Origin of the sequence: Acinetobacter sp. ANC 4218 (genome assembly GCF_002135245.1) — a bacterium.
Taxonomy (GTDB): Bacteria; Pseudomonadota; Gammaproteobacteria; order Pseudomonadales; family Moraxellaceae; genus Acinetobacter.
The window spans coordinates 1-14,048 of record NZ_NEGD01000016.1; the positions used below are offsets into that span (position 1 = coordinate 1).

The window sequence follows — 14,048 nt, forward strand, 5'->3', positions numbered from 1 at the left end:
AAAACCCAACTTAATTAATTTTAACTAAGTTACTGTTTTATCAGAAGTTTTAATCTTCATCACCGCCGATGGATGTGCATTCTACACCATCCCTTATCCAATGCAACTCCTTTTTTTAACTTTTCACACCATAAGGACGTTTTTTAGTCATTTTAGTATTTTTTCCTACATATTTTGATCAAATTTGTTTTAATACGCCTGTTCAAAGACCTGTTAATATATTCAATTACGTATTTTGCTTTAAGTACCGGCTTAATAGAGCTCTAGGATTTTTTATGCGTCACTTTCATTATATTTGGGCTAGCTTTTTATCTTTAGGGTTAATTTCTCCTGTATTTGCGCAGGATTTAGTTGCTCCTTCTGAAGCACAGAATACTTCAGAGCTAGAATCTGCTACAGCACAAACTCAATCTGCTCAACATACCAACTCCAGACTTGAAGTATTGAAAGAATTAAAAAACATTAAAGCCAAAGATTTGAAAGTGGATGCAAGTGCAACTCAACCTGAAAACCAGAAAGATCCATTACAACCCTTAAATAGACAGATCTTTGCTTTTAATGAGGTATTAGATCGTAAGGTTGCCCGCCCTCTCGCGATTCAATATAAGGAAAAAGTTCCTAATGAAGTACGTGGCTCTTATCGCCAGTTTCGTAAAAATTTAGGGGAACCATGGAATGCAGTAAACCAGTTGATTCAAGGCCGTCCACTTCGTGCCGCAGAATCTTTAGGTCGCTTTACCGTTAACACTCTAACCACCCTAGGCTTTGCCGACCCTGCTCGTCGTATCGGTTTATATGTCGAAGAAGAAAATTTTGGTACTACACTAGGTTATTACGGTATTTCTTCTGGTCCTTATCTAGTTCTGCCTGTGTTTGGCCCTAGCACTTTCCGTGATACTTTGGGTATGGTGGTAGATAGTCAGGCACGCCCACAAAAGTATATTTTAGAAGATCATGATGGAGTGTACTGGAGTGAGCAAATATTAGGCGGTATTGATGCGCGCTCCCAGCTTTTAGACATTGAAGATGTTTTACAAGGTGACAAATATGCGGCAATCCGTGATATTTATTTACAGCGTAAAAGTTTCTCCATTGCTGAAAAGAAAGGTCTAGAACCTGAAACCATGTTCATTGAAGACGATCAGGACAGCAATGAAGATCAAGATCAACAAAGTAATCCTGATTCATCCAATGATGAAATCCAAGAAGATAACGTAGACACTACAACCAAATAAGTCGTATCTATTTAATAGCAATATGATCAGCACAGCATCTTCCTTTGCTGATCATTAGATTGTTATAGTACAACTCTAGATGATATCAATTTAAGGGTCATACAATTTCTTTATGTATTTCATTCAACCGACTCGCAATATTCCTTATTTAGATCAGGTACTCAGTGCACTTCCCGGTGTGCAAATGATTCACATAGATGATATTAATTTATATGATCCGACCATTTTAGCGATTGCTGATGTACAAGACTATCTGACTCACCAATGGTCACTCCCGACCATTGTCCTGGCTTTTGAAAATGAAGGGATGGCATTGGCTCAGGCATGGGAATTGGGTGCTTTAGCCGGCTGGATCTGGAACAAGCTGCCACGTGATCCGGAAGCTTCCTTATTAAAAATTGATGCTCAATACAAGCGTAATCAGGATAGTCGTGACCTGCCTTCAGCAGCAGAATTACAAAAACGTTTACTTCCCAACCCTCTAGAATTAATCAACTATAAGGTTGAAACCCTGTTTCAACCTTCTGCCTATCTGTCTGGTGACTGGTACGATTACTGGAAAATCAGCGATAAAGAAATCATGTTTTATCTGGCCGATGTTTCCGGACATGGTGTCACCAGCAGTCTACTGACATCCTGGATGGCGGCTTTTCATGGCCGATCCAAAACACCCCGTGAATTGATTAAAAAGCTGAATGGCATGCTGGTTCAGGAAAATATCGAAAAGCACATTACCATGATTGCAGGCGTTCTTAATTTAGAAACCCATCAATTACGCTGGTCCAGTGCCGGACATTATCCTCCTGCCATTATCTTTGAACCAAATCAGCCGCCTAAAATTTTAAACACCAGCAGTTTCCCTTTGGGGCTGACTGAAGACTTGGAAGTCGAAGAGTTCGAATGTGTGCTGAATCGACATGCCCGGTTTATTATTTGTTCAGATGGTGCACTGGAACCGTTTGATGGCGGACTGAATGAACAATTTGAAAAATTAGTCTTTCATTTGCAGAATCAATCCTTTCAAGCTCCTGAACATGTGGCAGACGACATCGCCATCTTAAGTTTACGCCGAATGAATTAATCGTATAATCAATATGTTAACTTTCAACTAAGCGATATACGACTCTAGGCTACTTGAGTCTATAGTGGCCCTATGTGATAATTTTAATATCCTTCTCTGCAAATGGCATTTATATGTCAACAGGTCATGTTGAATATGCAAGCTTGAATGGAACGCATATTTTTAAGCTTATTGGCGAAGTGCGTGCTCAATCTTGTATTAGTCTAGACAAACTTCTTAGTAAAATTGAACAGCAATCAAATGTCGTTGGGGCAATCGTAGATTTAACCCAAACTACATTTATTGACAGCACTGTTTTAGGTGTACTGGCCAAGCTGGGTTTAAAGCTGAAACAGGTCCATCAAATTCAGGCAGTCATGTTATCCACCAATCCGGATATTACTACCTTGGCCAATAGCATGGGCTTGGGACAGGTCTTTGTGATTTTAAATTACTGTGGTGATCCGAAAGTATGTACTCGCGAGCTAATCGAAGAGCACATTACCCATAACGCAATGTTAACCACTGTTCTAGATGCACATAAAACATTGATGAAGTTAAATGAAAGTAACCAAAACATGTTTGAACCTTTGGTGAAACAATTACAAAAAGAACAAGACACCTTAGAACAAGTGTCGCAGCAAAATGTATAAAAATGATGATTTAGAGCTTACACCATGACTTTACTCTCTGTTGCACAAATGAATTCCCAGGATGATATTGAAGCCAATTTCATCGTGATCGAGTCATTGGTACAACAAAGTAAAGCCGATGGTGCAGAGCTGATTGTTTTCCCGGAAAACTTCGTCTGTTTTGCAGGTGGAAAACAACGCGAGACCGCAGCACAGTTTGAAAGCCTTCAGCAACGTCTGGAAAAACTGGCACATCAATATCAAATCTGGATTGTAGCAGGAACACTTCCCTGCCCATTCCGCCCAGATGGTTCCATCATTAGTGATGGCCGTGTACGTACCGTCAGTTTATGTATTAGTCCTGAAGGTACTGAAGCACGTTATGACAAGATTCACCTGTTTGATGTACAAGTGGGTGATGTTGTGGGTGGCTATCAGGAATCTCGATTCTTTGAACCGGGTACTGATGTAGTGATTGCCAAAACTCCGTTTGGTAATATTGGCTTAATGGTGTGTTATGACTTGCGTTTTCCAGAACTGGCTTTAACCTTACGCAGTCAAGGTGCAAACATACTTACCGCACCATCCGCCTTTACCTACACTACCGGCCAAATGCACTGGCAATTACTACTACAAGCCCGTGCGATGGACAGCCAATGCCAGATTTTAGGTGCAGCTCAACAAGGCTGGCATGGTGAAAAACGCCAAACTTGGGGGCATGCAGGCGCTGCCAATTCACGCGGGCAGTTGTTGGCAATGGTAGAAAATGAAGGCGCTCAACTAATTACCGTACCGTTTGATTTAGCCGAACAAACCAAAATCCGTGAGTCAATGCCTTTGATGCAGCACCGTCGTTTGCTGCAATTCTAAACTTAGATTTTTAATACCCATAAAAAAGGTTGATCAACAAATACGATCAACCTTTTTACTTTTAAGTACAGTGCCGCAAAGCTTTACAGCTATGTTTTTTTATTTACAAGTACAGATGATCAGTCATGATCCCACTTATTCGGCAGCTTCATTGGTCACACGCAGTACTTCCTCCAAAGTGGTTTTTCCTGCCAGTACTTTACGTAAACCATCATCGCGGATTGAACCGGACTGTTTACGCGCATAGCTTTCCAGCTCATATTCCGCAGTATTGCCATGAATCAAACGGCGCATCGGTTCATCTACAGGGACAATTTCATAAATGGCGGTACGCCCCATAAAACCGCTATGCGAACAGTGATCACAACCTTTCGGTTTCGGTAATTTCAATACAGCATCTGTTTGTAAATGTTTGAAAATTTCGGTTTCAAACGCATCAGCGTCATGCCATGTGGCACAGCGTGGACATAAGGTTCGAACCAAACGCTGGGCAATCACTCCAATCAGGGAGCTGGCCAGCAAGAACGGTTCGATGCCCATATCTTTTAAACGCGTGACTGCACCAATTGCGGTATTGGTATGTAGTGTAGATAAAACCAAGTGGCCGGTAAGAGATGCCTGAACGGCAATTTCAGCCGTTTCCAGATCACGAATCTCCCCGACCATCACCACATCCGGGTCCTGACGCAGCATGGCTTTTAAAGCACGGGCAAAGGTCATGTCTACTTTGCTGTTGACCTGGGTTTGTCCGATACCTTCCAGTTGATATTCAATTGGATCTTCAGCCGTCAGAATATTTTTTGAGCCATCATTCAGGTCAGATAAGGCTGCATATAAAGTCGTGGTTTTACCCGAACCGGTTGGTCCAGTCACCAAGATAATACCGTGCGGACGATGTACCAGATGGGTTAGGCGTTCATAATCCGGTTGCATTAAACCCAGATGGGTCATATTCAGACGCCCAGCCTGCTTGTCGAGCAAACGCATGACCACACGTTCACCATGTGATGAAGGCAGCGTCGAAACCCGAACATCCACTTCACGCCCGGCCAGTCTTAAAGAAATACGACCATCTTGTGGAATCCGCTTTTCGGCAATATCTAGTTTGGCCATGACTTTAATCCGTGACACCAACAATGGTGCCAACTCACGGCGTGGCTGCACAATTTCACGCAACTGTCCATCGACACGTAAGCGTACCGACAGTTTTTTTTCAAAGGATTCAATATGAATATCGGAAGCCCCCACGCGGATGGCTTCCGACAGCAAGGCATTAATCAGCCGGACAATCGGTGCATCATCTTCCTGATCCATTAAATCTTCAGCTTCGGGTACCGAATCTGCGAGGCTAAGCAAGTCGGGATGATCTTCCAGACCAGCCGCTACCTGTTGCGACTCACCGGTATCGCCGGCAAAACTGGAACTGAGCAATTGATGAAATTCCTGCTCAGAACACAACTGGTGCTGTGCAGGATGCCCCAAATAGCGACGTGCTTCCTGTATCGCCAGCAAGGGCGTATTTTCACGGCGTACAATAAATGCCTGATCACCCTCGTAGCGCAGCAATACGCCATGCCGCTTGGCAAAACTATATGGTATTTGTAATTGTTTAAGTACTTGCATCAAAGTTTATAATGATGAATAAATTGATTTGAGTGTACTCTAAGCATAAGACAGCGTGAAGTCTGTTTTTAATGATTAAGCTATAAAGGAAATATGCCGTTGTCTAAAAACGATGAACTGATAGATGCAGAGCAGCCCAATTTAATCAAGTGGTGGGGCGAACAAAGCTTTGAATTGAATCAGCCTAAGGCCTGGCAGTTTGGTTCACTGTTATTTCGTCTGACTCGTGGTCTGCAAGAATGGCGCATGGAATATCATCGTCCACAGGTGCAGTACGACTATGAACAGAAGTGGCATGCGATTGAAGATCCTAATTTTGCTTTTCCGCAACCGCTGAAAGTTGAACGTTATATGTTCAAGTCCACTCACAATAAATTACAGCTGATGCCGCGTCTGGCCGATCGTTCAGTGGTGATTAAACCGGTCGATCCGATTTATATTCCGGCAGGACAGCGCGGTACACTGTATATCAGCACCCCGTTATGGATTGCAGGCTTTGTCGAAAGCCAAAAAGACCCGCTGTTTGATATTCCGGTGATTCTGCCCAAAGATACCTGGTTCGGGCCCAATCATCGTATCGGTGAAATTTGTTATGCCACCGCGGTCGATGGCCGTACTGAACTGCATCAGCTCAAGCCACGTGCCTTTCGCGCGGTAACTCCAATTGAATTTCATAATACCAGCCATCAGCAGTTACGTTTTGACCGGATGAACGTGCCGGTTTCTGCACTTCCCCTATTCTATAGTGAAAGTACCGGTCGCTTATGGACGTCACAGATTAAAGTTTTGCATGAAGGGTTGGATAAACCACCACGAATTCGAATTGAAAACCGTACCCCTCCTCATGCGGGTGAAGTGATGTATGTCCATCCACCACGTGAACAGGCAAGTGCTTTGTTCAACATGTTTGATTCATTTTTCTAGGGCGGCAATATGGCAGATTCGAATATCCCAAAAGAAATTACCAGCAGCCTCAAAAGTATTTTTACCAATATCAACACAGAACGCCTGACTGAAATTATCGTTGCCGTCGTACTGTGTCTTATTGGTTTTTTAATTGCACGTTTTGTCTCCAATACCTTTATCCGCACTGTTGGCTCACGCTTTAATGCCCATCAAAGTCTGGTCTGGCGTCGTGGTATTTTTTATTTCATCTTCCTGATCTTTGTGATGGCCAGCCTTAAAGAAGCCGGTTTTAAACTGAGTGTATTTTTAGGTGCGGCTGGTATCTTAACAGTGGCGCTGGGTTTTGCTTCACAGACCTCTGCATCCAACCTCATCAGTGGTTTATTCCTGATTGGGGAAGGCTCTTTTGAGATTGGGGATACGGTACAAATGACCCTGATTCGCGGACATACCATTGAAGGTGAAGTGATTTCGATTGACCTGCTTTCGGTAAAACTGCTGACTCAAGACAATGTCTATGTGCGTGTACCAAACGAACAGCTGATTCGTGCTCCCGTCTATAACCTGTCCAAATTCCCGATTCGGCGTATTCCAATTACTCTAGCGATCAACTTTCATGAAGACATCATTAAAGTTCGTGAAGTGCTATTAGATGTTGCCAATAAATATCCACTGGTTCTGGCTGACCCTAAACCGGCAGTGACTGTAACGGCCTTCCGTGAATCCTCGATTGAGCTGTTATTCGCCATCTGGTGTAACCGTGAGAACTTCCTGAAAGTTCGTGATGAAATGCAGGAACGCATCCGTAACGGCTTTTTGGATAATCAGATTGAAATTCCTGTACCGAAAATGGGCTTTGTTGATCGTCCCGCAACTGTTCAGCCTTTAAATGAGGAAGATATTGATCAGTATGCCAATACCAAAGAAGTGAAACGTGAGACAGGGTTGAAATAGTTCTTTTTATAATTTAATCCTCCCTGACCCTCCTTTTATAAAGAAGGGTCAGGGAGGATTAAATTATAGACTTCATTCATAAATCATTTTTCAATGACTACAAGTTGTTCGTCATACCAAAATAAAAAATAGATTTTCGTAGGTATTTAATTTATGAGTGTGGCATGAATGCCACACTTTACCCATCACAACAAGGACGTTGTGTATGGGTAACAAAGGCTTTTTTTGCGAACTCAAAATATATTCTGAGAGTCTCATTTTGGCCTTTCAAAAGTAAGACTTCGCCTACACAAATGCATTTCGACTTTATTGAAAAATTGTGGCGGTGAAAACTTCTAACCTAAATAAGATAATTTTAAACATTCATATAAGCAAAGAATCGCGGGATATAACTGCTATTTGATTTGAGAAAAGATCCTTTACCTAAAAGAAATTTAGGGGGATTTTTCATTCAGATGATGTTCAGGAATCGGCGCAATATAGGCTATCAGCAACATCACAAAACCTGCTCCCAGGAATGAAATCACCCGGGTTAAAGTGCCGATGTGGGATAAATCAAACAGCACCAGTTTCAAGGTCACAATCACTAAGATGCTGCCCCCTAAAATCCAGACTGAACGCAACTGTTTGCGACTGGCCAGACTCATGGTCATAAAGGCCAAACTGACCCATAACAAAGTCAGGCTCAGTTGAACGGTTGCATTTCCCCACAAAGCCAGTTCATTAAATGGCGTACTTAAATAAATATGCAACGCGCGCAGCACAATATAACTGCTGAGCCAGAGCAAACTCAGCACCATCAGCACGGCAACCATGCCTTTATCCAGCCCCGATTTAACCTGCAAAGACAGCATCCAGATAAAGCACGCCAGCATGGCAATACTAACCAGATCAAAAGGATTGATAACCGGCAGGATATAAGCCTGAAAGGCCTGCTGGGTAAACAGTTGCGAACAGACAATCCAGATTGCCATCAGCAGCAAACTACTGCGCGCTTGCCAGAACATTTTCCAATCTGGATTATCCAGTTGCCAATAGCACCAGGCACAGAACATTAAAGGTAAAATCACCACACTGATATAAGGCATGCCCGGAAGCAGCGTTAAGCTGGTCATGGCCAGACTGGTCAAGGTGCCAAAACTGACCCACTCTTTTTCAGTCCGCACACCCAGCAATGGACGAAGCCACAATGCAGTCAGCATCAATCCGGAGAGTGCAAAACCTAGGTGGTCAAACATCGTGGGCCAGACAATGATGCCCTGCTGACTTTGATCAATCACAATAATCAAGGCAAAAACAAAGACCGGAATGAGGCCGAACCATTTAGGAAATAGCCAAGTCCAAGTGGCTTTGCAACGCAACATGATTTCATTGATCAGTAGATAGAAGCCACTGACAATCAACAGACTCATCACCTGCTGTTGAGGGCCGTCAATTTCATCCAGCAACAATACAATCAACATGGTCGTGGCTGACAGCATCTGCAAACAGTGAAAGGCAATGGTAGAACTGCTTAATTGATTTCTAAAAGATTCTCGGCTATTCGCCACCACAGCCACGGCAAAATAGCTCAGGCATAAGCCCCAATACATTTGATTAGGAAATTCATTTAGCTCCACCAGATAATACAAACTGGATAGGCCAGCTACAATCATCAGTCCCATGGCCAGATAGCGACTGATCTCTGACTGACGATACAGGGCATAAATAAAAATGATCAGTCCTTCCACCGCCCAACCAATCACACTCCATTGCTCGGTTAAAAGAATGGGTGGGATCAGGACCAGGAAAATCAGCATTAAACTAAAATAACTTTGTGAGATTAGTTGCACCGCCTGATGGTGTTTTGACAGTTGATACAAGCCTGCATACACGGCAGCAAAGGCCAGACTCGCTCCAGCCTGCCAGCGCGTTTCTTCAAAATGCATCAAATAAATAAAAATATAACCGACCAGAGGCGCACCAAAAATCAGGGCAATATCCAAAGCAGGTTTCAGTTTGAACTGTGCCAGATCTTCTTTGGCCAGTAGCTGGCTAAAACGAAAACTCAGCCAGACAAAAATTGCCGTATGCACCGCAACCAATAAGGTTAAAGCATTTCGTTCAGATTCCTCTCCACGATAAAAAGCATAACCACCACCCACAATCACTGTCATTAAAAATGCGATTTGATTCAGCATTTTCCAGGGGCGTAAGGTACTTAAGATCGCAACGGCCAGATTGATCACCACATAATAAGCAATCAGTTCAATCGCTGTCGTGTTGCGAACCGGCAGGGTAAACGGTGCAATATAGGCAATGATCATCGCCATCAACGCCAGTTCAATCGATTGCTGTTTTAAGCTGAGAATCAGGGTTAGGCCCATGATGAGAGCAAAACACAGTCCAGCGATGGCGAGCGTCGGAATCACCGCATTGTAATAGGCAAAGAACAGGGTCAAAAATAAGGCCGCTAAACCCAGCCCCTCCAACGCCAAGGCGAAACTGCGGTTTTTACTCTGCATCCAATAACCGAGTCCGGTCACTGCCCCACTGAACGCTGCAACAATCGCCAGTTTCATCGCCAGACTGAGTTGCCAATGTTCGGTGGCAAAACGTAGCAACAAGATGATGCCAATGACCAGTACCAAGATGGCCACTTTTAAAACCGGATTACCTTGAAAAATCCACTGCTTTAACTGTTCAATCAATTCCGATGACGATGATGCAGGCTGAGAGTCAGGAAATTGAGACGGTGGATTTTCAACAACCGGAGAAGCCAGCGTTTGAGTGTGCGGCAATTGCATTTGAATATGGTTCAATAAACCTTCTAAACGGCGTAACCATCTTAAAAAGAAAAAAATCCACGCCGTGATACCCACTCCTACGGCAAACTCCCAATCAAGAATGCCTCCGACAATGGCAATAATTGAACACAGATATAAAGGAACTTTAGAGTTTTCCTGGACTGAAATATTTGTTTCTACAGCAATTTCAGCTACCGGGGACTGGATCGCATCGACATATTGCATCAGGCTCATGACAAAGGCCAAACCACATAAATAGGTGAAGATGCGTACATCCAAAAACCAGGACCCCACGCCGACAATAATCAGTACCATCAGCCAAATCATCCGGATTTCGCCCTGTCCTTTCCTCATTTTTTCTTTATCTCAATCCTGATTAACTTGATCATACAACAGCTGTGACCTTGATTTTTAAGCATTCATCAGATATTCGGTAACACGCATCTTGAATGATGTGTCTATGCTCATGGGCAAAATCACGTACAATAAGGCCGATATTTGAATTAGGAATCTTTCAATGCCACCATTTGTTTTGGTCGATGGCTCATATTTTTTATTTCGTGCATATCATGCACTGCCACCACTAACCACTTCGACTGGTTTACAGACCAACGCAATTCGTGGTGCCATTTCTGCAATTCAAAAGTTGATGCGCCGTATTCAGCCAACGCATATGGCAGTGATTTTTGATACGCCTGAGCCGACGTTCCGTCATCAGCTTTCACCCATTTATAAGGGTGACCGTCCAAGCATGCCGGATGAACTGTCGCAGCAGATTCCCTATCTTCATAACCTGATTCGTGCTTTGGGCATTCCTTTACATACTCTTCCCGGTGCCGAAGCAGATGATGTGATTGGTACTTTGGCTAAACGTGCCGAAGCCAAAGGTTATCAGGTGCTGATCTCGACTGGTGATAAAGACATGGCCCAGCTGGTCACCGACAAAGTGACCCTTGAAGACAGCTTTAAAGACAAGCCGATGGATGTAAACGCTGTTTTTGAAAAATTTGGCGTATGGCCGAATCAGATTATCGACTATTTAACCTTGATGGGTGATGCTTCCGATGGCATCCGTGGCGTACCGGGTGTCGGTGCAAAAACCGCGGCTAAACTTTTGACCGAATACGGCTCCATTGGCGGCATTCTGGAAAATGTCGATAAAATTAAAGGCAAAGTCGGTCAAAGTATTAAAGACAATGTCGAAGGTATTACCCTGGATCATCAGCTGGCCAGTATCGTTTGCGACCTGGATATGGGTCTTTGTTATGAAGACCTGAAACTCGGTGATCCGAATGTGGAAGAATTACGTCACCTATATACCGAACTTGAGTTCCGTAACCAGTTACAATCCCTCGATCATCCGAATAATCCAAACAATTCAGTTTATAAACAGGCGGCTAAGAGTATTGAAACTGAGATCAATACCACTGCTGTCATTAATACTGAAGATGAGGCAGAACTGACCAGTGTGGATGATCAACTAGGCAAAGCCACTTATCATACCATTTTAACTCAAGCGGACTGGGACAACCTGTTCCAGCGTTTAAGCACTGAAAAACGCTTTGCCTTTGACACCGAAACCACCAGTCTGGATTATCGCGTAGCGGAAATGGTTGGCTTTTCACTGGCTTTTGATGCCAACGATGCCTATTACATTCCGCTGACCCACGACTATGAAGGTGCACCGGAACAGCTGAATCGTGAAACTATCCTGGCGCAAATCAAACCGATTTTAGAAAATCCTGCGGTTGAAAAAATTGGTCATCATTTAAAATATGATGCCCATATTCTGCAAAATCACGGCATCGAACTGCAAGGCTGGTATTTCGATACTATGCTGGCATCCTATGTTTTAAATTCTGTGGCGACCCGTCATGGCATGGATGATGTTGCTCGTGTGTATTTGAGTCATTTGACCACCACCTTTGAACAAATTGCAGGCAAAGGCGTTAAACAGAAGACCTTTAACCAGATCGACATTGAAACAGCGGCGCATTATGCGGCGGAAGATGCACATGTCACCTATCGTCTATACGAGGTATTGTCGAAAAAATTGCAGGCCATTCCTGAGCTGAACAATATTTTGCACAATATTGAAATGCCGGTAGCGCGTGTGCTGACCATCATGGAAGAAAACGGCATCGAGCTGGACCTGAAATTTTTAGATCAGTTGAGTGTCGATTTCTCCAATACCATTCAAGACCTGGAAAACCAGATTGTTGAAATGGCCGGTCAGCCGTTTAATGTCAGCTCGCCGAAACAGGTCGGTGAAATCCTGTTTGACAAACTCGGTCTGAAAGGCGGCAAAAAAACAGCAACCGGTCAATACAGCACCAGTGAAAGTATTCTGGAAAAAATCGACCACCCGATTACTGATTTAATTTTGCAGTATCGCGGTCTTTCCAAACTGAAAAGCACCTATACCGATGGCTTGCAAAAACAGGCCAACAATGACAGCAGGCGTGTGCATACCAGCTACCATCAGGCTTTAACGGCAACAGGTCGTTTGTCCTCAACCGATCCCAACCTGCAAAACATTCCGGTACGTGAAGAAATTGGCCGTCAGATTCGTAAAGCCTTTATTGCACCTGAAGGTCGGGTTTTGCTAGCTGCCGATTATTCACAGATTGAACTGCGTTTAATGGCGCATCTTTCCCAGGATGAAGCTTTGGTTGATGCTTTTAAGCATGGTCAGGATGTACACCGCCGTACTGCAGCTGAAGTTCTGGGTATTGCACTGGAAGACGTCACCAATGACCAGCGTCGTCAGGCCAAAGCCGTTAACTTCGGTCTCTTATATGGCATGTCCGAATTTGGTCTGATTCGTCAATTGGGCTTTACCCGTGAAGAATCGCAAAACTATATCAAGCAATATTTCCATCGTTATCCGGGCATTTATGAGTACATGCAACGTACGCGTCAGGTGGCTTTGGAACAAGGTTTTGTGGAAACCATTCTAGGTCGCCGTTTATATACGCCGGATATTGATGCCCGTAACATGATGGTACGTAAAGGTGCCGAACGTGCGGCCATCAATGCTCCGCTTCAAGGCAGCGCTGCTGACATCATTAAAATAGCCATGATTGAAGTGGATAAAATGTTGCCTAAAGATCAAGCTAAAATGCTGTTACAAGTACACGATGAATTGGTGTTTGAAGTCGATGCCGACATTGCCGATGAACTGGCACCGAAACTGGCAGAAGTGATGCAATCGGTGATCCAGCTTTCAGTACCGCTAATTGTCGAAGTGGGTAAAGGCAATAACTGGGATGAGGCGCACTAATCCAGAAATTTCCCCTCTTTTATAAAGAGGGGTTAGGGGAGATTCATTTTTCATCTTTATAGATGATGAGCCTCCTCAAAATGTATTTTCAATCCAAAAGAGAGAAGTTCTTTAATCAACTTGAAGAACTTTTCCATTTAAACTACATAAACGATATAGCGTAAAAAATCCTTTTTATTCAATCCAATATATTTTATTTCATCATAGAAAAAGATTATAAATCAATAAATCGGGTTACTCCTACACGCTGATCAAACTCTACCTGCTGTTCTGCAGAAAGCTTGGAACGCTGATGGCGTAATGAATATCCTCCTATCATTTCCCCATTCTGCTTTAAAATATACCAATCCAAAAGATCAAACTCACTGAATTTCAGCCACTGTCCAATCTGAATCCATGTAAATTCTTCTGGCAATTCAAAAGGACGTGCAAAGCAAAAGTGATCTTCAAAAAATGGCGTCATCAGCCAGATATTCGCACCCTCTTCGGAATCAAGGCTAACTGGAATATAAAATTTGACGCATGCAAAATCACCTTCAGATACTTTTTCTAAATTTTCTTTAAAAATATCCAATGATTCTCTTGCGATTTTTATCGTTGCCAAATATGCATCAGCTTCATGATCAATAAGCATAAATTGAGGTTCAAGTTCGCTATTCATCCACTAATATCCTGATTTAAAATTATTTTATTTCACAA

General features: G+C 43.2%; 10 protein-coding genes. 7 read left to right on the forward strand and 3 right to left on the reverse strand.

Features of this window, described 5'->3' with window-relative positions; translation table 11 throughout:
* The first annotated feature begins 275 nt into the window (after window positions 1-275).
* The 4 genes from B9T38_RS14350 (at window position 276) to B9T38_RS14365 (ending at window position 3,797) form a co-directional block, all read left to right on the forward strand.
* Window positions 276-1,235, forward strand: coding sequence for an MlaA family lipoprotein (locus B9T38_RS14350; protein ID WP_086197448.1), 960 nt, complete (start codon window positions 276-278; stop codon window positions 1,233-1,235).
* A 112-nt stretch (window positions 1,236-1,347) separates the two neighbouring features.
* Entirely contained in the window at window positions 1,348-2,316 is a 969-nt protein-coding gene (gene gigA / locus B9T38_RS14355) for an RsbU family protein phosphatase GigA (protein ID WP_086197449.1), read from the forward strand.
* Between the two features lie 113 nt (window positions 2,317-2,429).
* Window positions 2,430-2,948, forward strand: coding sequence for an anti-anti-sigma factor GigB (gigB, locus tag B9T38_RS14360; RefSeq protein WP_086197450.1), 519 nt, complete (start codon window positions 2,430-2,432; stop codon window positions 2,946-2,948).
* A 24-nt stretch (window positions 2,949-2,972) separates the two neighbouring features.
* Window positions 2,973-3,797, forward strand: a complete 825-nt coding sequence (locus B9T38_RS14365) for a carbon-nitrogen hydrolase family protein (protein ID WP_086197451.1) — start codon at window positions 2,973-2,975, stop codon at window positions 3,795-3,797.
* Between the two features lie 135 nt (window positions 3,798-3,932).
* Here the strand turns inward: B9T38_RS14365 and gspE are convergent, their stop codons facing one another.
* Window positions 3,933-5,420 (reverse strand): type II secretion system ATPase GspE, encoded by a 1,488-nt coding sequence (gene gspE / locus B9T38_RS14370; protein ID WP_086197452.1) that lies wholly within the window; start codon window positions 5,418-5,420, stop codon window positions 3,933-3,935.
* Between the two features lie 93 nt (window positions 5,421-5,513).
* On the opposite strand from gspE, the gene B9T38_RS14375 reads away from it, so the two are divergent.
* Window positions 5,514-6,344: a DUF432 domain-containing protein gene (locus B9T38_RS14375; protein WP_086197453.1), complete on the forward strand. Its 831-nt coding sequence runs from the start codon at window positions 5,514-5,516 to the stop codon at window positions 6,342-6,344.
* Window positions 6,345-6,353: 9 nt separating this feature from the next.
* On the forward strand, window positions 6,354-7,280 hold the full coding sequence (locus B9T38_RS14380; RefSeq protein ID WP_086197454.1) for a mechanosensitive ion channel family protein: 927 nt from the start codon (window positions 6,354-6,356) through the stop codon (window positions 7,278-7,280).
* A gap of 434 nt (window positions 7,281-7,714) precedes the next feature.
* On the opposite strand, the gene B9T38_RS14385 is transcribed toward B9T38_RS14380, so the two are convergent.
* Window positions 7,715-10,420, reverse strand: coding sequence for a DUF2339 domain-containing protein (locus B9T38_RS14385; RefSeq protein WP_086197455.1), 2,706 nt, complete (start codon window positions 10,418-10,420; stop codon window positions 7,715-7,717).
* Window positions 10,421-10,583: 163 nt separating this feature from the next.
* Here B9T38_RS14385 and polA point away from each other — a divergent pair, with 163 nt between their 5' ends.
* Window positions 10,584-13,349, forward strand: coding sequence for a DNA polymerase I (polA, locus tag B9T38_RS14390; RefSeq protein ID WP_086197456.1), 2,766 nt, complete (start codon window positions 10,584-10,586; stop codon window positions 13,347-13,349).
* A gap of 214 nt (window positions 13,350-13,563) precedes the next feature.
* On the opposite strand, the gene B9T38_RS14395 is transcribed toward polA, so the two are convergent.
* Entirely contained in the window at window positions 13,564-14,010 is a 447-nt protein-coding gene (locus B9T38_RS14395; RefSeq protein ID WP_086197457.1) for a DUF2314 domain-containing protein, read from the reverse strand.
* Window positions 14,011-14,048: the final 38 nt, after the last annotated feature.

Excerpts from the sequence above, each read along its gene's own strand:
- B9T38_RS14350 (WP_086197448.1), top strand. The coding sequence starts at position 276 with ATGCGTCACTTTCATTATATTTGGGCTAGCTTTTTATCTTTAGGGTTA.
- gigA (WP_086197449.1), top strand. The coding sequence starts at position 1,348 with ATGTATTTCATTCAACCGACTCGCAATATTCCTTATTTAGATCAGGTA.
- gigB (WP_086197450.1), top strand. The coding sequence starts at position 2,430 with ATGTCAACAGGTCATGTTGAATATGCAAGCTTGAATGGAACGCATATT.
- B9T38_RS14365 (WP_086197451.1), top strand. The coding sequence starts at position 2,973 with ATGACTTTACTCTCTGTTGCACAAATGAATTCCCAGGATGATATTGAA.
- gspE (WP_086197452.1), bottom strand. The coding sequence starts at position 5,420 with ATGCAAGTACTTAAACAATTACAAATACCATATAGTTTTGCCAAGCGG.
- B9T38_RS14375 (WP_086197453.1), top strand. The coding sequence starts at position 5,514 with ATGCCGTTGTCTAAAAACGATGAACTGATAGATGCAGAGCAGCCCAAT.
- B9T38_RS14380 (WP_086197454.1), top strand. The coding sequence starts at position 6,354 with ATGGCAGATTCGAATATCCCAAAAGAAATTACCAGCAGCCTCAAAAGT.
- B9T38_RS14385 (WP_086197455.1), bottom strand. The coding sequence starts at position 10,420 with ATGAGGAAAGGACAGGGCGAAATCCGGATGATTTGGCTGATGGTACTG.
- polA (WP_086197456.1), top strand. The coding sequence starts at position 10,584 with ATGCCACCATTTGTTTTGGTCGATGGCTCATATTTTTTATTTCGTGCA.
- B9T38_RS14395 (WP_086197457.1), bottom strand. The coding sequence starts at position 14,010 with ATGAATAGCGAACTTGAACCTCAATTTATGCTTATTGATCATGAAGCT.